Source organism: Acidovorax sp. (assembly GCF_046314175.1).
GTDB lineage: Bacteria > Pseudomonadota > Gammaproteobacteria > Burkholderiales > Burkholderiaceae_C > Acidovorax.
This window is the reverse complement of record NZ_JBKBXG010000031.1, coordinates 35,671-54,655: the sequence shown is the minus strand read 5'-3', so window position 1 is coordinate 54,655 and position 18,985 is coordinate 35,671. Positions and strand designations below refer to the sequence as shown.

The 18,985-nt window shown below is 64.5% G+C and carries 14 protein-coding genes and 1 pseudogene; 8 read left to right on the top strand and 7 right to left on the bottom strand.

The features are described 5' to 3' along the window. Positions 1-161: 161 nt before the first annotated feature. Together ACK4OE_RS11060 and ACK4OE_RS11055 are read left to right on the top strand one after the other, a co-directional pair. Entirely contained in the window at positions 162-431 is a 270-nt protein-coding gene (locus ACK4OE_RS11060) for a hypothetical protein (RefSeq protein ID WP_409884862.1), read from the top strand. 198 nt (positions 432-629) lie between these two features. Continuing rightward, a pseudogene (locus ACK4OE_RS11055) lies at positions 630-1,079 on the top strand (transposase); the annotation flags it as partial. A 272-nt stretch (positions 1,080-1,351) separates the two neighbouring features. Here ACK4OE_RS11055 and pssA read toward each other — a convergent pair. Beyond that, on the bottom strand, positions 1,352-1,945 hold the full coding sequence (gene pssA, locus ACK4OE_RS11050) for a CDP-diacylglycerol--serine O-phosphatidyltransferase (RefSeq protein ID WP_409884865.1): 594 nt from the start codon (positions 1,943-1,945) through the stop codon (positions 1,352-1,354). A gap of 241 nt (positions 1,946-2,186) precedes the next feature. Here pssA and ACK4OE_RS11045 point away from each other — a divergent pair, with 241 nt between their 5' ends. The 3 genes from ACK4OE_RS11045 to ACK4OE_RS11035 all read left to right on the top strand — a co-directional run bounded on the left by ACK4OE_RS11045 (position 2,187) and on the right by ACK4OE_RS11035 (position 6,299). Beyond that, entirely contained in the window at positions 2,187-4,184 is a 1,998-nt protein-coding gene (locus ACK4OE_RS11045) for an AMP-binding protein (protein WP_409884861.1), read from the top strand. An 88-nt stretch (positions 4,185-4,272) separates the two neighbouring features. After that, entirely contained in the window at positions 4,273-5,286 is a 1,014-nt protein-coding gene (locus ACK4OE_RS11040) for a Bug family tripartite tricarboxylate transporter substrate binding protein (protein WP_409884860.1), read from the top strand. Between the two features lie 365 nt (positions 5,287-5,651). Beyond that, positions 5,652-6,299 (top strand): DsbA family oxidoreductase, encoded by a 648-nt coding sequence (locus tag ACK4OE_RS11035; protein WP_409884859.1) that lies wholly within the window; start codon positions 5,652-5,654, stop codon positions 6,297-6,299. Between the two features lie 185 nt (positions 6,300-6,484). On the opposite strand, the gene ACK4OE_RS11030 is transcribed toward ACK4OE_RS11035, so the two are convergent. From ACK4OE_RS11030 to cphA (ACK4OE_RS11020), 3 genes are all read right to left on the bottom strand, one after another. Further along, positions 6,485-7,003: a CreA family protein gene (locus ACK4OE_RS11030; RefSeq protein WP_409884864.1), complete on the bottom strand. Its 519-nt coding sequence runs from the start codon at positions 7,001-7,003 to the stop codon at positions 6,485-6,487. A 2-nt stretch (positions 7,004-7,005) separates the two neighbouring features. Next, positions 7,006-9,585 (bottom strand): cyanophycin synthetase, encoded by a 2,580-nt coding sequence (gene cphA, locus ACK4OE_RS11025; RefSeq protein ID WP_409884858.1) that lies wholly within the window; start codon positions 9,583-9,585, stop codon positions 7,006-7,008. A 90-nt stretch (positions 9,586-9,675) separates the two neighbouring features. Next, on the bottom strand, positions 9,676-11,880 hold the full coding sequence (cphA, locus tag ACK4OE_RS11020; protein ID WP_409884857.1) for a cyanophycin synthetase: 2,205 nt from the start codon (positions 11,878-11,880) through the stop codon (positions 9,676-9,678). A 215-nt stretch (positions 11,881-12,095) separates the two neighbouring features. Between cphA (ACK4OE_RS11020) and ACK4OE_RS11015 the strand changes: the two genes are divergently transcribed. From ACK4OE_RS11015 to ACK4OE_RS11005, 3 genes are all read left to right on the top strand, one after another. Then, on the top strand, positions 12,096-14,402 hold the full coding sequence (locus ACK4OE_RS11015) for an ABC transporter transmembrane domain-containing protein (RefSeq protein ID WP_409884856.1): 2,307 nt from the start codon (positions 12,096-12,098) through the stop codon (positions 14,400-14,402). Between the two features lie 21 nt (positions 14,403-14,423). Further along, positions 14,424-14,924 (top strand): DUF1854 domain-containing protein, encoded by a 501-nt coding sequence (locus tag ACK4OE_RS11010; protein ID WP_409884855.1) that lies wholly within the window; start codon positions 14,424-14,426, stop codon positions 14,922-14,924. Between the two features lie 593 nt (positions 14,925-15,517). Further along, the gene (locus ACK4OE_RS11005; RefSeq protein ID WP_409884854.1) at positions 15,518-15,949 is read left to right on the top strand and encodes a hypothetical protein; all 432 of its coding nucleotides are present in this window, start codon (positions 15,518-15,520) and stop codon (positions 15,947-15,949) included. 204 nt (positions 15,950-16,153) lie between these two features. Here ACK4OE_RS11005 and ACK4OE_RS11000 read toward each other — a convergent pair whose 3' ends face one another. From ACK4OE_RS11000 to gspF, 3 genes are all read right to left on the bottom strand, one after another. After that, positions 16,154-16,630 carry an EF-hand domain-containing protein gene (locus tag ACK4OE_RS11000; RefSeq protein ID WP_409884853.1) on the bottom strand — a complete coding sequence of 159 codons (477 nt, stop codon included), beginning with the start codon at positions 16,628-16,630 and terminating at the stop codon, positions 16,154-16,156. Positions 16,631-16,769: 139 nt separating this feature from the next. Next, positions 16,770-17,687 (bottom strand): 5'-nucleotidase, encoded by a 918-nt coding sequence (locus ACK4OE_RS10995; protein WP_409884852.1) that lies wholly within the window; start codon positions 17,685-17,687, stop codon positions 16,770-16,772. 6 nt (positions 17,688-17,693) lie between these two features. Then, positions 17,694-18,926, bottom strand: a complete 1,233-nt coding sequence (gspF, locus tag ACK4OE_RS10990) for a type II secretion system inner membrane protein GspF (protein ID WP_409884851.1) — start codon at positions 18,924-18,926, stop codon at positions 17,694-17,696. Positions 18,927-18,985: the final 59 nt, after the last annotated feature.

The window sequence follows — 18,985 nt, the reverse complement described above, 5'->3', positions numbered from 1 at the left end:
CCTGCTCTATCAGGGCGGACCCCAAACCGGCAAACCGCGCCTTTTCCGTCGTGGCGCTCGCGTTTCGGCCGATGATCTGATCCACAGCGGTCGTCGGTGTCTGCTCCCATACCTGCATTTGTCGGCTGCTGGTCTGCGATGGGGCGATTGCTTCGTATGTGATGTCGATCGACTCCATCGCCGAGGGCCACTGGGTCACGTGCAGAAACCTGGTGTCACCCATCGTCGAAGGCACGGCTTCCGAGAGGGCAGATGGAGTGAAAGTGGTGACGCTGTTGCGGGTCACGTCTGGCGATACCGCGCTCGTTAGCGGCACACGTGACGAGGCCTGCGCAGAGGCCGTCACCGATGCTTGGGTGGAATTTCCTGACGGGCTCCAGCTGGTGGAAAGAGGGGAGAGACTGATCGCGCTCATTCAAGATATGTCATAGCTGTCTTGTGGATATCGGCAGAAACGAGGAGGACTGAAGCTTGGCGTTCTGCGCGAGAGAACACTGAGACAGGACGTGGGCGCTTCCGGGATACAAAAGCGCCCTCGTGCGAAGGCCAATGCATTGGTCTAGGGAAATCCTGCGAAACCTCGCGAGCAGTCTGATAGACGCAGCTCAGTCATGACATCCTCGCAGGCCATGAGGCAAAGCAGCCTTGATCTGAATCTGAGCACCAAGAAGACCCGCAAGCAAGATCTACTGGCCCAGATGGATCGGGTGGTTCCCTGGGCCGCGTTGGTCGAACTCATTGCGCCCTATTACCCCGAAGACAAGAACGGCCGCCCACCCTTTGCACTGGAGGCCATGCTGCGCATTCACTGCATGCAGCAGTAGTTCACCTTGTCGGATCTGGCCATGGAAGAAGCCTTTTTTGACACGCCGATCTACCGGGAGTTTGCAGGCCTTGATGCTCACGGCAGGGTGCCTGACGAGAGCACCGTCTTGCGCTTTCGTCATCGGCTGGAGAAACACAATTTGGCCGAACAGATTCTGGCCACCGTCAACGAACTGCTGGCGGCCCAGGGCCTGCTGCTCAAGGCAGGCACGGCTGTTTGCGCTGTCCAACCTGTGGATGGTGCGCCATCAGCCATCAATTACTGGCGGCACAGGGATGAGCACGCCTGAAAACAGGCAAGGGGCCGCGAAAGCGGTGCAGGTGGCCCGGAGGGGCGTGAAAAGTGGGGCGAACACGCGAACAACACGGCTGCGATTGCGTGATCTGAAAATACGCGCTCTGTATCACTCACAAATCCGAGTTGTTCAGGACATCCCTAGCCCTTATTCAGTAAGCGCTAGCAGCTATGATTTTGGATAGCACCATCCGCAACAGCGCATAGCAGCGTGAACCGGCTCAGGGGAGATCACAGCTTCGGAATCCGAATCCGGCTGATCATCAACGACCCCGACACCGCGAACACCAGCACCAGCGGGTGTAGGGTGAACCCGCCCACCAGTACCTGACCGAACCACAGGTTCTCGCGCACGGCGCCCATGTAGGCGGCCAGGGCCATCAGGCCGACCAGCACGATCGAGGTGGGGATGGGTGTGCCTTCAAAGTATTTGACCTTGCCATCGTCGCCCGACAGCGTTTCGGCCGTGACGTTGTAACGGGCCAGGCGCGACACACCGCAGGCAACAAAGTAGGCCAGCACCACGCGGTCATACAGCCCCTGCATTCCGCAGCCATAGGCAATGATGGCCGGGGCCACGCCAAACGAGATCACGTCGGCAAGTGAATCCAACTCGCGGCCCATGGCCGAGCTCTTCTGGCGCCAACGCGCAATACGGCCGTCCAGCACATCAAAGATCAGCGCCGCCAGCACCAGCGCACATGCGAAGTACACGTGCAGCACGTCGTTCGTCTCCAGGTACGACATCACCGAGAACAGCGCACCCACGCCGCAGACGGCGTTGCCCAGCGTGAACCAGTCGGCCAGATGGAACTCGCGGATCATCGAAAAGCGCTTGGGGTGGGGGGTATGTTCATGGAGCAAAAGCGCGCCAGCGGCGTACAGTGAAGTCGGGGCCATTATGGGCGCGGTGCAGCGGGCTGACATCTGCGTGACTGCTTTGGTGCCCGCGCACGGCGACACTGCGATTTTGCAGCGGGGGCTGCCTGATGCTGCTGGCGGTATGCCCTTGACCCGCCGCCGGACCGCCGCCCCTCTCACCCCAGAAAGGCTGGAGACAGACACTATGCCGACCCCCGTGGTCCCGACGCCCCCCGTCCACGCACCGTTTGCGCGCGCCTTCCCCATCCGCAGCCTGCAAGACGTGCAGCGGCTTGAAGCCCGCCCTCTGGCGGAGGTGCTGCCCGTTCAAAGCACCTACGAGATCTTTGTGAACTCGGCCCATGCGTTTGGCGACAAAACAGCGCTGACTTTTCTGCCCACAGCCGACCCGGCGGACGAACCCATCCGCTGGTCGTATGCGCAACTGCTCACCGGCATCCACCAGACGGCCAATCTGCTGCACCACCTGGGCGTGGGCCCGCAGGACGCCGTGGCCGTGCTGCTGCCCGGCTGCCTCGAATATCACCTGGCCCTTTGGGGCGGCGAGGCGGCGGGCATTGTGCAGCCGCTCAACCCCATGCTGACCGACGAGAAGATCGCTGCCATGATGACCCTGGCAGGGGCCAGGGTGCTGATCGCCTACGGTGCCGAAGGCGACGTGGGCTACTGGAGCAAGGCGCTGCGCCTGCGCGGCATGGTGCCCGGCCTGCAGACGCTGCTGCGCGTGGCCCCGCACGACGAAGCCCCCGGCGCCGCGCCCGCTCTGCCCGACGGCGTGATGGCGCTGGCCGAGCGCCATCAGCACCCCGGCGACCACCTGGTGAGCGGTCGCCGCATTGCCGCCACAGACATTGCCGCGTACTTCCACACTGGTGGCACCACCGGCGCCCCCAAACTGGCGCGCCATAGCCACGGTGCGCAGGTGTTCACCGCCTGGGGCAGTGTGCAGATGCAGGGCATTGCCCCGCAGGATGTGGGCATCAACGGTTATCCGCTGTTCCACGTGGCCGGTGTGCTGCCGGGCTCGCTGGCCGCACTGTCGGCGGGCGTGGAAACCATCATTCCCACCACCGGGCTGTTCCGCAACCGACAGGTGATTGCCAACTACTGGCGGCTGGCCGAGCGCTACCGCTGCACCTATCTCTCGGCCGTGCCGACGGTGCTGGCAGCGTTGGCCAACGTGCCACTGGACGGGGCCGACATCAGCGCGCTGCGCTACTGCCGCACGGGCGCGGCCGTCCTGGCGCCTGAACTGGCGGCGCGGTTTGAACGCCTGTTTGGCTTGCACATCCACGAAAGCCTGGGCATGACGGAGATGGCAGGCATCTCCACCGTCACCCCACCTGGCGTCAACGCGCCTGCAGGCTGCGTGGGCTGGCGGCTTGCATACATGCAGCTGCGCGTCGTCGCACTGGATGCACACGGCAACGCGTCGGACCACGACATGCCGCCCGGCCACTCGGGCATGGTGCTGTTCAAGTCGCCCAACCTTTTTTCGGGCTTTCTTGACCCCGCAGACACCGCTAAGGCCTTTACACAGGACGGCTGGCTGGCCACAGGCGACCTGGGCTTTCTGGATGAGCAAGGGCGGCTGCACCTGAGTGGTCGTTCCAAGGACCTGATCATCCGCAGCGGTCACAACATCGACCCCAAGGTGATTGAGGATGCGCTGGGCGCCCACCCTGCCGTGCAGCTGTGTGCTGCCGTGGGCGCACCGGATGCGTATGCCGGAGAGCTGCCTGTGGCCTATGCCACGCTGGTGCCGGGGGCGCAGGCCACCGAGGCCGAGTTGCTGGCCTTTACCGCCGAGCGCGTGGACGAGGCCGTGGCCCGCCCGCGCTGGGTGCAGGTGCTGGGCACCATGCCAGTGACCAATGTGGGCAAGATCTACAAGCCCGAGCTGCGCCTGCGCGCCGCTTGCCACACCGTGCAGGCGCTCGTCGACAGTGTGTGCGCCGACACCGGCACCGGCAGCATGCCCCGTCCCCAGGTGCTGCCTGACGGCGATAACGCGGTGCGCGTGACCCTCAGCGCGGCGAGCGCCCCCCTGGATGACGCTACCGCCTTGCAGGCCCGCCTGCGCGAGGCGCTGGCCCCTCTGCCCTTGACCGTTACCGTGACACTGAACACGGCCGCGACTGCCGTAACTGCCGTGGCATCCGAGAACCCCCAGCCCGCATGAGCCCATGGCGTGACACGCCCGCCGCGACAGGCCACTATGCACGGTGAGGTCCGTTTCAAATTCTTATAACCCTGACAGGAGACAAAGCATGCAATTTCACAACCCTTTGATGACACGCCGCCACTTGCTGGGCGCCGCGGCCCTGGCCGCCGGGGCCTTTGTGGGAGCCGGTACCAGCACCGCAGCGTTCGCGCAGGCCTATCCCAGCAAGCCCATCAAGGTGATCGTGCCGTTTGCCGCAGGTGGCGCCACCGACGTGCTGGCGCGCGTGCTGGCCGAGAAAATGACGGTGGGCCTGGGCCAGCCGATCGTCATCGACAACAAGCCCGGCGCGGCCGGCATCATCGGCACCGACGCCGTGGCCAAAGCCGCACCCGACGGCTACACCCTGCTGCTGGGCCTGAGCAACTCCATGCTCACCAACCAGTTCCTCTACACCAAGCTGCCCTACAGCCCCGAGCGTGATATCTCTCCCGTCTACCAGATCGCCATCGCGCCGTTGGTGCTGGTGGCCCACCCCAGCGTACCGGTAGCCACGGGCCCCGAGCTGCTCAAGTACGTGGTGGCCAACAAAGGCAAGGTCGCCTATGGCTCGTACGGCACGGGCGCCTATCCGCACCTGGCTGGGGCCTATATGAGCCTCACGCAGAACGCCGACATGAGCCATGTGGCCTACCGGGGCGAAGCGCCCATGGTGCAGGACCTGCTGGGTGGCCAGATCCAGATCGGCTTTGCCAGCGCGCTGCAGGTCAAGCCGCACATCGAGGCCGGCAAGCTCAAGGCCATCGGCGTGAGCGGTGAGCGCCGCATGGGCACGCTGCCCAACGTTCCCACGCTGGCCGAACAGGGCCTGAACGACGAAGCCTACCGCGTCGCAGGCTGGCTGGCGTTTGGCGCCCCAGCCGGCACGCCCGCGCCCATCGTGGAGCGCATTGCGGCCGAGGTGCGCAAGGCCGTCGAGCAGCCCGACGTGGCGCAGCGCATTGCCGCCATGGGGTTCGACGTGCAAAAGAGCTCGCCCGCACTGTTTACAGCAGCGATGGCCAAGGAGCGGCCGGTGTGGGAACGGCTCATCAAGGCGTCTGGCGCAAAGCTCGACTGAGCGCCTGAGCGCCTTGGTACCTGAGCGGCTACGCTGCTTTCCCAGGAGGAGGCCACGGCCGCAGCTGCAGGGCAGCATGGCTGTGTACTCCACGACGCAGGTGATGCTTTGTGGCCGCGCATTGCGCACCAGACCGACGATGGGATGCACCCTGGCGCGCTCGCAGCAGTTGATGAATGCGTTGCCTGCAAAAACGCGAGTCGGTGCGGAGCGCACTTTGCGCAGCTATGCGCCATGCTTAGATGCCTTCCGCGTGTCGCGTTTGGTTCCCAGTTACCCAGACGCTGCGCCAGTAAGCCCGCCCACCCCACGGTTATGCCTCCCCACTCAACGCCGTGATTCTTTGATCATGGAAAATCGGCCCCATGCCTACCACCCTCAAAATCGATTTCGTCTCTGATGTGTCCTGCCCCTGGTGCATCATCGGCCTCAAGGCGCTGGAGCAGGCGGCCGACCGCCTGAAAGGCGAAGTGGCCCTCGATATGCACTTTCAGCCCTTCGAGCTGAACCCGCACATGGGCCCCGAGGGCCAGGACATCACTGAGCATCTGCAGGAAAAGTATGGCTCCACGCCCGAGCAGCTGGAGCGCAACCGCGAAGCCATCGCGGCGCGGGGGGCCGACCTGGGGTTCACCTTCGGCAAGGGCAAACGCAGCCGTGTCTACAACACTTTCGACGCACACCGTCTGCTGCACTGGGCTGAAGAAAAGGGGCTGCAATCCCAGCTCAAGCATGCGCTGTTCACCGCCTATTTCACCGATGGGCAAGACCCGAGTAGCCACGAAGTGCTGGTGCGCGTGGCGGGTGAGGTGGGTTTGAATGCGGACGAAGCGCGTGAACTTTTAGCGTCTGATCGTTTTGGCAACGAGGTGCGCGAGCGTGAGCAGTTGTATTTGCAAAATGGCATCCACTCGGTGCCCGCCATCATCATCAACGAGCGCCACCTGATTCAAGGGGGCCAGCCGGTGGAGGTGTTTGAGCAGGCGCTGCGGCAGATTGCGGCGCAGGGTTGAGCTGCCGTAATTTCAGGGTGTAGTATGAATTTGATAGCCGCTAGCGCTTGATGGATAAGCGGTAGAGGCCGTTTTGACCATAAAAATGGGGCTTTTTGCAGCCCCATTTTTTCGACTTCTTTGTCTCGGTCTTCGTCGGAGTCTCGGGTCTTACTGCTCCGTCTGCTGACGCATGTCGCGTGGACTCACTTGCGCAGCGGAATCGTCATGGCCCGGTCCACCGGCACGGCGGTCACGCTGTTCTGGGGTGATCCGTCGATGAGCTTTTCGGAGTAGGTCAGGTACACCAGCGTGTTGCGGGCCGGGTCCACCATGCGCACGATGCGCAGGCGCTTGAACAGGATGGACATGCGTTCGCTGAACACTTCTTCCTGTTTTTTGAGCGGCTCAGGAAAGCTGATGGGCCCCACTTGGCGGCAGGCAATCGAGGCTTCGGCGCGGTCTTCGGCCAGGCCCAGGGTGCCTTTGATGCCGCCCACGCGCGCCCGCGATACGTAGCAGGTGACACCCGCGACGCCGGGGTCGTCATAGGCCTCCACTATGATGTCGTGGTCGCGGCCGATCCATTGGAACGCGGTGTCCACGGTGCCGATCTTTTCGCTGGCGGCGTTGACCGTTCCGGCCAGCGTGAGGGCCGCTGCGGCGATGAGCACCGCGCGGGTCAGGTGGGTCAAACGGGTGAAGCGTGCCAAGGTGCTGAGCATGTTCATGCGTTGGCTCCGGTTTCGGTGCAGCGCTGGGCCAGGTGCGCAAGGGCTTCTTCCACCTGGTCCACCAGCACCAGGCACAGGTCGCCGGGTTGCAGGCGGGCCAAGGCCGTGTCGATGGCAATGAACTCGCCGCGAATTTCTTCGACATGGGCGGTGCGTGCAGCACCCGCCAGGCCCTCGCGCAACAGCGCCATCACCTCGCCATCAGCACGGCCGCGCTGGGCCGCATCCTGGTACAGGATCACGTCGTCGAATGCGCCGCCCAGGATCACCGTCTGGTCGCGGATGTCTTCGTCGCGGCGGTCGCCCGCGCCGCTGATCACCACGCTGCGGCGCTTGCCGGGCAGGGCGTCCACAGCGGCCACCAGTGCGCGCATGGCGTCGGGGTTGTGGCCGTAGTCAGCGATCACGGTAGCGCCGCGGTAGTCCATGATGTTGAAGCGGCCGGGGGCATTGTCGCTGTCGTTCACAAAGCCCGACAGGCCACGGCGAATGGTCTGCCAGGGCAAGCCCGCGCCCCACACGGCGGCGACGGAGGCCATGACGTTCTCCACCTGAAAACCGATCTTGCCGTTGCGCGTAATGGGCACGTCACGCAGGTGAATCGTTTCGCGCCACGATCCTTCCGACGCCACGATGGAGTCGCCATCGACATACACGGTGCGGTGACCTTGCGCGCGGTGCGTGGCCATCACGGGGTGGTGGCGGTCGCTGGCAAAAAAGATGATCTTGCCGGGGCACGCGGGCGCCATCGCGGCCACGATAGGGTCGGCGGCATTCAGCACGCCGTAGCCGGTGGTGGCCACGTTCTGCACGATCACGCGCTTCAAGACCGCCAGGTCTTCCACCGTGGTGATGTAGTTCAGGCCCAGGTGGTCGCCCGCGCCGATGTTGGTGACCACAGCCACCTGGCAGCGGTCAAAGCCCAGGCCTTCGCGCAGGATACCGCCGCGTGCGGTTTCGAACACGGCTGCATCCACCTCGGGGTGCAACAGCACGTTGCGGGCGCTCTTGGGGCCGCTGCAGTCGCCGCTGTCGATCTGGCGGCCGTTCACGTACACGCCGTCGGTGTTGGTCATGCCCACGCGCAGGCCATGGGCCGTGAACAGGTGGGCGATCAGGCGTGCGGTGGTCGTCTTACCGTTGGTGCCGGTGACGGCCACGGTGGGGATGCGGCCGTCGTCGCCGTGGGCATACAGCTTGTCGACCATGGCCTGGCCCACATTGCGGGGCTTGCCATAGCTGGGTGCCAGGTGCATGCGCAGGCCGGGGGCAGCGTTCACTTCCACAAAGCCGCCGCCTTGTTCTTCCAGCGGGCGCAGCACGGTTTCGGCCACCATGTCCACGCCACAGATGTGCAAACCCACCATCTGCGCAGCCGCAATGGCGCGCGCGGCGACCTCGGGGTGTACGTCGTCGGTCACATCGGTGGCGGTGCCGCCGGTGGACAGGTTGGCGTTGTTGCGCAGGATGACGCGCTGCCCTTTGGGTGGCACCGATTCGGCGGTCAGGTCCTGCATGGCCAGGCGCGCAAGGGCGATGTCGTCCAGGCGAATCTTGGTGAGCGAGGTGGCGTGGCCCTCGCCGCGGCGCGGGTCGAGGTTGACCAAGTCCACCAGCTCGCGCACCGTGTGCTGGCCGTCTCCCAGCACCTGGGGCGGCTCGCGGCGGGCGGCGGCTACCAGCTGGTCGCCCACCACCAGCAGGCGAAAGTCATGGCCGGGCAAAAAGCGCTCGACCATCACGGTGCCGTGCTCGACGGCGTTCTTGTAGGCTTCTTCCAGCTGTGCGCGGTCGGTGATGTTCACCGTCACGCCCTTGCCCTGGTTGCCGTCCTGCGGCTTGAGCACTACGGGCAGCCCCACCTTCTGGGCGACTTCCCAGGCCTCGTCCACCGATTCGACCGGTTTGCCCAGGGGCACGGGCACACCGGCCGCGTGCAGCAGGCGTTTAGTCAGGTCCTTGTCCTGGCCGATGGACTCGGCCACGGCGCTGGTCGAATCGACCTCGGCGGCCTGGATGCGGCGCTGTTTGGAGCCCCAGCCAAATTGCACCAAGCTGCCGCGTGTGAGGCGGCGGTACGGAATGCCCCGTGCCACGGCGGCGTCGACGATGGAGCCGGTGCTGGGGCCCAGGCGTTCGTCTTCGTCCAGTTCGCGCAGTTTGGCGATCACCGCGTCGGCATCGAAGCTGCCGTTACCCAGCGCAGCCTGGATGAGCTGCTGGGCTTCTTCAAAGGCCTGTCGGCCTACGGCCTCTTCGCTGTATTCCACTACCACCTGGTACACACCGGCGTCGGTGGTGGCGGTGGTGCGCGCAAAGGTCACCGGGCAACCCGCCTGGGCCTGCAGAGCCAGTGCGGCGGTTTGCAGCACGTGGGCCAGAGAAATGTCGGTGTCGCCGCCTTCGGGGTGCAGCACGCCGATGGCGGGGAAGAGGGCCCGCAGCCGTGCTTCAAAACCGTCGATCTGCGCCATGGCGCGCTCCGATTCAGCGCAGGCCACCACGGCCTCGATGGCCATGTGGCGGCTCCAGAGGTTGGGGCCACGCAGGGCCCGGGTGCGGGATACATCCATGGAAATGTCTCTTTCAGTGGTCGATCGGGGCTTGTGGCTCCCGTTCAAATCAAGTCGTTCGCTTGGGGGCAGAATCAATCAATCAATCAATCAGGAGGGCAGGCCTGCAGGTGCGGGCAGGTCGGGCTCAAAAGTCTTGATGCCTGCTCCGATGAGGTCAGGTGCAATGTCCAGGGCCCAGGCGGTGCCAATGGCGGCCAGCAGGGCATCTGTGTCGGGCACCACGGCGTTGCGGCCGAAGGTCAGGTCCGTCAGCGACCCCAGCACGTGTTCTGCAGTGCCCGTGGCCAGCACCACGCGGCCGTTTTTCACGACCACGGCGCGGCCGTTGTCCGTTGCGCGGTGTTCCACGATGGCGGGCAGCGTGGCGTCTTGCGCGTACAGCACCACAGCGCCGTCCGATAACGGGGCCAGGTCGGCCACCTGCGGGATGGCGGCATTGAGCACCGCAGCACCTTCTGACAGCACCACGTCCACCTGGGTACGCATCACCTTGGTCATCTGGTCCTGCTCGTGCACATCAAACTCGGCCAGCGTTTCTACACCGTCCATGTCGGTCACCACGCCCACCTGGCAACGGTCATAGGCCAGGCCGTCGCGCAGGATGGTGCGCGCGTCGCTTTCGATGACGGCAGCCTGTACCGTCTTGTTCATCAGCAGGCGGTGCGCGGCCTCCCAGTGGGCGCAGTCGGTGGATTCGACTTGGCGGCGGTCCAGGAAGAGCCCTTCGCGGCAGGCCAGGCCCGTGTGGTGTCCGCTCAGGTGCAGAAGCCAAGCCACCACACGTGCGATGGTGGCGGTGCCGCGCGTGCCCGCAACGCCCACCAGCGGGATGCGGCCTGCCTGGCCTTCGTCGTCTTCTGCAGGGAACAGGTGTTCTGCAATGGCCTGGCCCACGGGGCGCGGTGCGCCCACGGCGGGTTTCAGATGCATCAGCAGACCCGGGCCTGCGTTGACTTCGACGATGGCACCGCCCTGGGCATGCAGAGGCTTGGAAATGTCCTTGGCCACCATGTCGATACCGGCAATATCGAGGCCCACCACCTTGGCGGCGAGCTGCGCGATGTAGGCCACCTCGGGGTGCACGTCATCCGTGCAATCGACGGCCACATTGCCGTTGCGCTGCACCACCACCTGGCGGCCCGAGGCGGGCACCGAGTCGGCACCCAGGTCCTGGCGCTTTAGTTCAAGCTGCACTTTGGTGTCGGTGGCCAGGTCGATGATTTCGAGCGGGTACTCTTCTTCGTAGCCCCGGCGCGGGTCAGAGTTGAGCTGGGCGTCAATGAGTTCCTTGACGGTGGACCGGCCATTGCCGGTGATGCTGACCACCTCGCCACGCGCCGCAGCCACCACCTTGCCATTGACGACCAGCAGGCGGTGCTCGTCGCCGGGGATGAAGCTTTCGACCATCACGTCGCTGCCTTCAGGGTAGGCCACGTGGTAGGCCGCCTTGATGTCTTCTTCCTTGCGCAGGTCCAGCGTCACGCCGCGGCCGTGGTTGCCGTCTGACGGCTTGACCACGACGGGCAGACCGATGTCCTGCGCGGCTTCCCACGCTTCCTCAGGGCTGTTGACCACCTGGCCTTCAGGGATCGGCACGCCGCACGACTTGAGCAGGCTTTTGGTCAGGTCCTTGTCGCTGGCAATGCCTTCGGCGATGGCGCTGGTGAACTCGGTCTCGGCCGTCCAGATGCGGCGCTGGCTGGCGCCGTAGCCCAGCTGCACCAGGTTGCCGTCATTCAGCCGGATGTGCGGAATGCCGCGGTCGGTGGCGGCCGTGACGATGCAGGCGGTGCTGGGGCCCAGGTACTGGTCGTCCACCTCGGTGCGCACGCGGGCCACGGCGGCCTGCACGTCAAACGGCTCGTCATTGATGGCCGCCATGATGAGCGCATGGCCCTGCGCCAGCGCCACACGCGCCACGCTTTCGTCGCGCGCCCGGAACACCATGCGGTACACGCCGCGTTGGCTGGTGCTGCGGGTCTGGCCAAAGCCGGTGGGCATGCCTGACAGATTGAGCAGCTCAATCACGATGTGCTCCAGCACGTGGCCGCACCAAGTGCCTTCCTGCAGCCGCTGCAGGAACCCGCCGCGCTCGCCCACGCCGCAGTGGTGCTCGATCAGCGCGGGAAGCCACGCCGTGAGGCGGTCATTGAACCCTGGCAAGAGGTTGGAGGGATAGTCCTCCAGTTCGCCCAGGTCCAGCCAGACTTCCAGGACTGGCCGATAGGTCCAGATATTGGGGCCCCGCAGGTAGTTGATACGAAGCAGTTGGATGTCGTTGTGTTTCGCCATGGATTGCAGCGGGTAGTTTCCGGCGTTGCGGGAAGGGTGATTTTTGTGGACAGTGATTTTGCGCCTGTCGCGGCGCCCATGCAGTGTCAGCGAAATGACGGCTGCAAACGTTACAGGAGGATGCCGTTGCACTGTGGCGTGCAGTATCGGGGAGAATTCGCCCTTTCGCGAGACCGGTCACCGCAGGCTGCCGGGGGCGGAAAAACCAACCAAAAATGCAACATCACCATTCTGTGGACGCCTCGGGTGTCTTTTCTGGCCCTGTAGGGGCTGATCTGCGGGCCATGCTCGCACCCCATGAGAACGTGCTGGCGGCGCTGCAGGTTGACCTGAGCACCGATTTGCGTTTTGCCGCCGGTTGGGTGGTGGTGACGTCTGAACGCCTTCTGGCCCGCGACCCCGGTACCGCCGCATGGCAGGGCTGGCCGCTGAGCGACGGCTTGGCGCTGCGCTTGCAGGACCACGGCGGCGTCGGGTCGCTGGAGCTGCACAACCCCGCCGCCCGCCTCGCCCTGTGGCGCTTTACCCTGGCGCACCACCCGCAGGCGCTGCGCCTGGTGCAGCGGTTCGAGCAACAAAGCGCCCGTGGTGATACAGGCGCCCAAGACGAGGTGGACGACCCAGCGTGTCCTGTCTGCCACACCCCCTTGCCGCCCGACACCGACGAATGCCCCGCCTGCGCGCGCGCCCAGCCGCCACAGACCTCCACCTGGGTGCTGCTGCGCCTGTGGCGGTTTGCCCGCCCATACCGCAAGCAGCTGGCCGCCGGATTTTTCCTGACACTGGCGTCTACCGCCGCCACGCTGGTGCCGCCGTACCTCACCATCCCGCTGATGGATGACATCCTCATTCCGTTTCAGAACGGCCAGCAGATCGAGCCCGGCCTGGTGCTGCTGTACCTGAGCGGCCTGCTCGCATCTGCCCTGGCCGCCTGGGGGCTGAGCTGGGCACGCACTTATATATTGGCGCTGGTGTCCGAGCGCATCGGCGCTGACCTGCGCACTACCACCTACGAACACTTGCTGCGCCTGTCGCTGGACTACTTTGGTGGTAAGCGCACGGGCGACCTGATGGCGCGCATCGGGTCAGAAACAGACCGCATCAACGTCTTCCTGTCGCTGCATGCGCTCGACTTTGTGACCGACGTGCTCATGATCATGATGACGGCCGCCATCCTGTTCTCCATCAACCCCTGGCTGGCGCTGGTCACGCTGGTGCCGCTGCCGTTCATCGGCTGGATGATCCACACCGTGCGCGACCGCCTGCGCACCGGGTTTGAAAAGATCGACCGGGTGTGGAGCGAGGTGACCAATGTGCTGGCCGACACCATCCCCGGTATCCGCGTGGTCAAGGCCTTTGCGCAAGAAAAACGCGAGGCCCAGCGCTTTCGCGACGCCAATCAGCACAACCTGGAAGTCAACGACAAGCTGAACAAGACCTGGAGCCTGTTCACGCCCACGGTGTCGTTGCTCACTGAAATTGGCTTGCTGGTGGTTTGGGGCTTTGGCATCTGGCTGGTCTCGCGCAACCAGATCACGGTGGGTGTGCTGACCGCGTTCATTGCCTACATCGGCCGGTTCTACGGGCGGCTGGATTCGATGAGCCGCATCGTCTCGGTCACGCAGAAGGCCGCAGCGGGTGCCAAACGCATCTTTGACATCCTGGACCACGTGAGCAACGTGCCAGACCCGGCCCAGCCGGTGAAGGTGGACAAGGTGCAGGGCGCCATCAGCATGCAGGGCGTGGGTTTCCGGTATGGCAGCCGCGCTGTCATCAAAGGGTTGGATCTGGAGATTCGCCCCGGCGAGATGATCGGCCTGGTGGGCCACAGCGGCTCGGGCAAGAGCACGCTGGTCAATCTGATCAGCCGCTTTTACGACGTGAGCGATGGCTCCATTCAGGTGGACGGCATTGACATCCGCCGCTTTGCGGTGGCCGACTACCGGCGCCACATCGGCTTGGTGCTGCAGGAGCCTTTCCTGTTCTTCGGCACCATCGCCGAGAACATTGCCTACGGCAAACCCGAAGCCACACGCGAAGAGATCGTGGCAGCAGCGCGGGCCGCCCATGCCCACGAATTCATCCTGCGCCTGCCGCATGGCTACGACTCGCTGGTGGGCGAGCGTGGTCAGGGCCTGTCGGGCGGTGAGCGCCAGCGCATCAGCATTGCCCGCGCGCTGCTGATTGATCCACGTATCCTGATCCTCGACGAGGCCACTTCCGCCGTCGACACAGAGACGGAGAAGGAAATCCAGAAAGCCCTGGACAACCTGGTGCAGGGCCGTACGACGATCGCCATTGCCCACCGCCTGTCTACCCTGCGCAAGGCCGACCGCCTCGTGGTGATGGACCGGGGCGAGGTGGTGGAAGTGGGCCCGCACGACGAGCTGATGGATAAGCAGGGCGCCTATTGGCGGCTGTACGAAGCGCAGGCGCGTCGCGCCGAAGAAGATGCGCAGGCTGCCGGCGTGATCATCGACAGCAGCCTGCTGCACCCGGCCCACCCCGCCGGTAACTCCTGAGACGCCGTGAACGAGTCCGCCATGAACGCACCCTCTTCCCTGTCTGCTTCACGAGCCGTTGCCTTCGGTCTGGAGCGCAACCCCCACGGCCGCCTGGTGGCGACACTGCCGGACGGCAGCGTGCACGAAGGCGTGACGCCTGTGCGTGCGTTCCCGATTGCCGCACCTGCTGAGGGGCTGTCGCTGGTCGGCTCGGATGGGCATGAGCTGCTGTGGATTGCGCGCCTTGATCAGGTAGCGCAGCCCGCGCGCCAGCTGATCGAAGACGAGCTGGATGTGCGCGAGTTTGTGCCCACTATCGAAAAAATCATTGCAGTGTCGAGCTTCTCAACACCCAGCACCTGGGATGTGGAGACAGACCGAGGCCCGGCACGCCTGGTCCTCAAGGCCGAAGAGGACATCCGCCGCCTGGGCGGGCGCACCCACTTGTTGATTGCAGGCGGTGACGGTGTGCAGTTCCGGGTGCGCGACACCACCGCGCTGGATCGGCATTCGCGCCGACTGCTGGAACGGTTTCTCTGATCCCCTGATCCCCGGCGCTCCTTGTCCTGTCCCCGTTTCGAACCGTCGTAGCTAGGAGCCTGGCGGACTTGGACGTCGTCGGCTGCAAATCGGCCGCAGCGGTCCATTTTTGGCTACGCCGCTCTTCGAGAACACCGTCTTTTTGCCCCATAACCGCGCTATGGGGCTGCAAATTCGGCAAAAACTGTCCTCGCTGGGGCCGATTTTGGCGAAACCTACGGTTTTCGCTTTCGACGCTCCAAGCCCGACAGGCTCCTAGAAGCGGCTGAGGGCGGCACGGTGCAACGCGCCCGCGTGCTGTTCTGGGGGGCGCATGCGTGGTCTAAAACGGACGTTTATGACAGCGACGCGCCGCATCGGCTCACCCGTTTGTACTCAGCCACGTTATCAATCCAGTGATCTCGGACGGTTTGCCTCCGTCTATGGCGTGGCTTTGGTTGAAAAGGGGTTGTTTTTATAGGGGTAAACCCTATATTTCGACCAATCCCCTAAAAAGACCTAAATTTGCCCTTCTTTTTGCCGTTATTAATTACGAAGACGGCGAAAAAGCATCTTCACTTTGTCACACCTATTTCAACCACTGGGCCACTGCCATGCAAATGCCACCTGTCGACCGATCGCCGAGTTGGCGTCCTCAGGGCGCTGATTTGTATTCCACTGGCGCCTCTGGTGCTCCGCCGGTGCGCCCTGTCAATACGCCCAACCCCGTGGAGTCCATGGACCGGTTGGGCGAGGGGGCCATTGTGAAAGCGCCCGACAAACCGTCGGCGCCCGATACGCCCAACCGTGACTGGACGGAAGTCAAGAAGAAGGAAACCGTCGAAGAGCCCCCAGAGCCGCCCAAGGAGCCCATCTACAAGCAGTTGCTGGAGCTCATTCAGTCCATGTGGCGCGCCAGCGGCAGTGCTATCGAGATCGCGCAGGAAGTGAACAAAATGACGCTGCAGGAGCGCATGGCCCAGCAGGTCAAGAACGAGCCGTTGACCTATGCCGACCCCAAGGTCAAGCGCACAGGCGGTTTGTGAACGCGCCGACTGCGGCAGGGTGGCGGGGAGTGATGTGATTAAGCGCTGCGTGGGGCCCTTGCGACATGACCGGGTCGCACACCTAAAATGCTCCTGAAAATATAGCTGCTAGCGCTTGATGGGTAAGCGTTCGAGACGTTTTTGACGTAATTTTCAGCGGCTGGATGTGTGCGGCAGCGAGCAGCCGTTGCCTGCCTCTCTCGGTCAGCGTTTCGGCTGGGACGCAGCCGCTGCAGGTGCCGCCGCTCCCGCCGCCGCCTCGACAGCTCGTTTGCGGTCGCGCTCGGCGCGGTACTTGGCGGCAAACACGCGCACCTCTTCGTACGATACATAGCCGTCTTTGTTGGTGTCCGCATCGTCAAACGCGGCAGCAAGGCGGGGGAACAGCTTGACCTCGGTCCGGCTCAGTTTGCCGTCGCCGTTGAAGTCCAGCATCTTGAACTCGCGCATGGCCTTGATCTCGCCCTTTGTCAGCGCAGCTTGCTGCGCGGGCGCGGACGATTCAGCAGACGTGCCCGCAGCAGGTGGTGCGGGTTTGGTGGGCTTGGCGGGTTTGACGGGAGTAGCAGGTGCGGCTGGCGTGGCGGGGGCAGATGGAGCAGATGGGGTTTGGGCCAGCGCGCTGCTGCAAGCCAGCGCCAGGCATGTGGCCAGGCTCGCCAATGAAATTCGTGTTCGCAAACGCTTGCTCCTTGAGTGCAGGGCCGTGATGGTTGCACAGTTGGACGCCAGCATTGGGATTGCAACCGGGTCTTTGCAGGCTTTCACCCAGCGTTGCAAGGCTTTGCAGAACTTTTCGCGCGGGCCCCGGTTTCCGCCTTCATTCGCCGGTGTTCTGAAGCGGGTTGGAGACACCGCTGTTCACATGCCCCGCAGGCACATGACGGGCCGCAGAGGTGGCATGGCCCGTCTGGTCGTCAAAGAAAAAGTCGGGCTCAAATTCGCGCAGGAACGGGCCTTTTTCAAGCCCGCCCAGAAACATGGCCTCATCCACAGCCAGGTTCCATTTCATCAGCGTGTTGATGGCGCGTTCATGCGCGGGCGCGCTGCGGGCAGTAACCAGCGCGGTGCGCAGGCGCATGCCCGACACGTCGGCCTGCTGCTGCAACTGGTGCAATGCGGCCAGCAGCGGTTTGAACGGCCCACCCGACAGCGGAAGCGCCGCCTTGCTGATCTCGTGCGTCTGGAACGCGGCCAGGCCTTCGGCCTGGTACACCCGCTCCGCCTCGTCCGAAAACAGAACGGCGTCGCCGTCAAACGCAATGCGCAGTTCCTTGGGGTAGTTGACGCCCGCAGCGGCCGAATCCGTCAGCACCCGCGCTGCCGGAAAGCCCAGCGCCAGCGCTTCGCTCACATCCTTCTCGTTGGCAGACAGAAACAGGTGCGCACCCAGCGGCCGCAGGTATTTGAACGGATCACGCCCTTGCGTGAACACCCCCCGCTCCAGCGGCAGGCCGGCGTTGTGGGCTGAATGGAAGATACGCAGCGCGCTCACCGGGTCGTTGCGCGAGAGGATCACGACCTCCACCGGCCGGGCCTGGGGCGTGTTGAATGCCAGCAGCTTGTTCACCAGCGGAAACGCCACGCCCGGCTTGGCGGGCACGTGCAGCCGCTCTTGCTGCAGCTCCATGTACGGACGCGGGTCCAGCGGGTCGAAGATGCGGTTCTCTTCCTCAAAATTGAACAGGGCGCGCGAGGAGATCGCCACCACCAGCTTGTCATCCAAGGTTACGGCCATGGTTTTTTACTTCACAAACTGGTTGAGCTGGATGATGGGCAGCAGCACTGCCAGCACGATCAGCATCACGATCAGACCCATGCCGACGATGAGCAGTGGCTCCAGGATGGTGGCCAGCGCCATGGCCCGACGCTGCACCTCGGCGGACAACTGCTTGGCGGCGCGCTGCAGCATCACCGGCAGTTGCCCGGTCTGCTCGCCCAGGCGCGCAAACATCGACAGCAGCCCCGGGAAGCGCTTTTTCTGCGCCAGCGCAGACGCCAGCGGCGCGCCTTCGCGCACTAGCACCAGCGCGTCCAGCGCGTCGGCGCGCAGCGCGCGGTTGTTCAGCGTCTCAGCGGCAGCCTGCAAGGCCTTGAGGATGGGCACACCCGCGCCCGCCAGCATGGCCAGCGTGGCCGCAAAACGCGCCGCGTTGTAGCCGCGGGCCAGCTTGCCGACCAGCGGCAAGTTGAGCCAGGCGGCATCAAACCGCTGGCGGAAATGTTCAAACGTCAGCGCCCACCGAGCTCCCACCGCAATCAACACGGTAGCAATCAGCATCACCCAGCCGTAGTTGCGCACAAAGGCGCTGATGCCCAGCATGGCCATGGTCAAGAACGGCAGCGCCCGCTTGGTACCGGCAAACACACTGGCCACCTGGGGCACCACATAGCCCACCAGAAACAGCACGATCACGATGGCCACGATGGTGACGATGGCCGGGTACAGCGCCGCGCCCACCAGCTTGGCTTTGAGCGCCTGGCGCTCTTCCAGGTCGTCGGCCAGGCGCTCCAGCACCAGGCCCAGGTTGCCGCTGTGCTCGCCCGCACCGATCACGGCGCAATAGATGTCAGAAAATTCACGGGGATGTTGCGACAGCGCGCGCGCAAAGGTGGCGCCTGCGTTGACCTCGGCACGCAGCGAGGCCACCAGGTGGCGCTGGCGTTCGTCGTCGGCTTCTTCAGACAGCGCGGTCAGCGCGCGTTCGAGCGGCAGGCCGGACGACACCAGCCCGGCGATTTGCCGCGTCCATATGGCCAATGCCGTGGCGCCGAACACGGGGCGGGTGAACAGCCGCTGGCTGAGCCCGGCAGAGCTGCCGTCCAGCGACTGGCCGGTCTGCACCAGCTCCACTGCCAGCGGCACCAGTGCCTGGGCCCGCAGCAGGCTGCGTGCGGACTTGGCGGTGTCGGCCTCCATGAGGCCCTTGCGGGTCTGGCCCTGGGCGTCCAGGGCTTCAAAAGAAAAAGCGGGCATGCGGGCGAGGGCGGTGAGAAAGAGCTAGCGGCAGGGCGGGCAACAACACCCGCAAACCG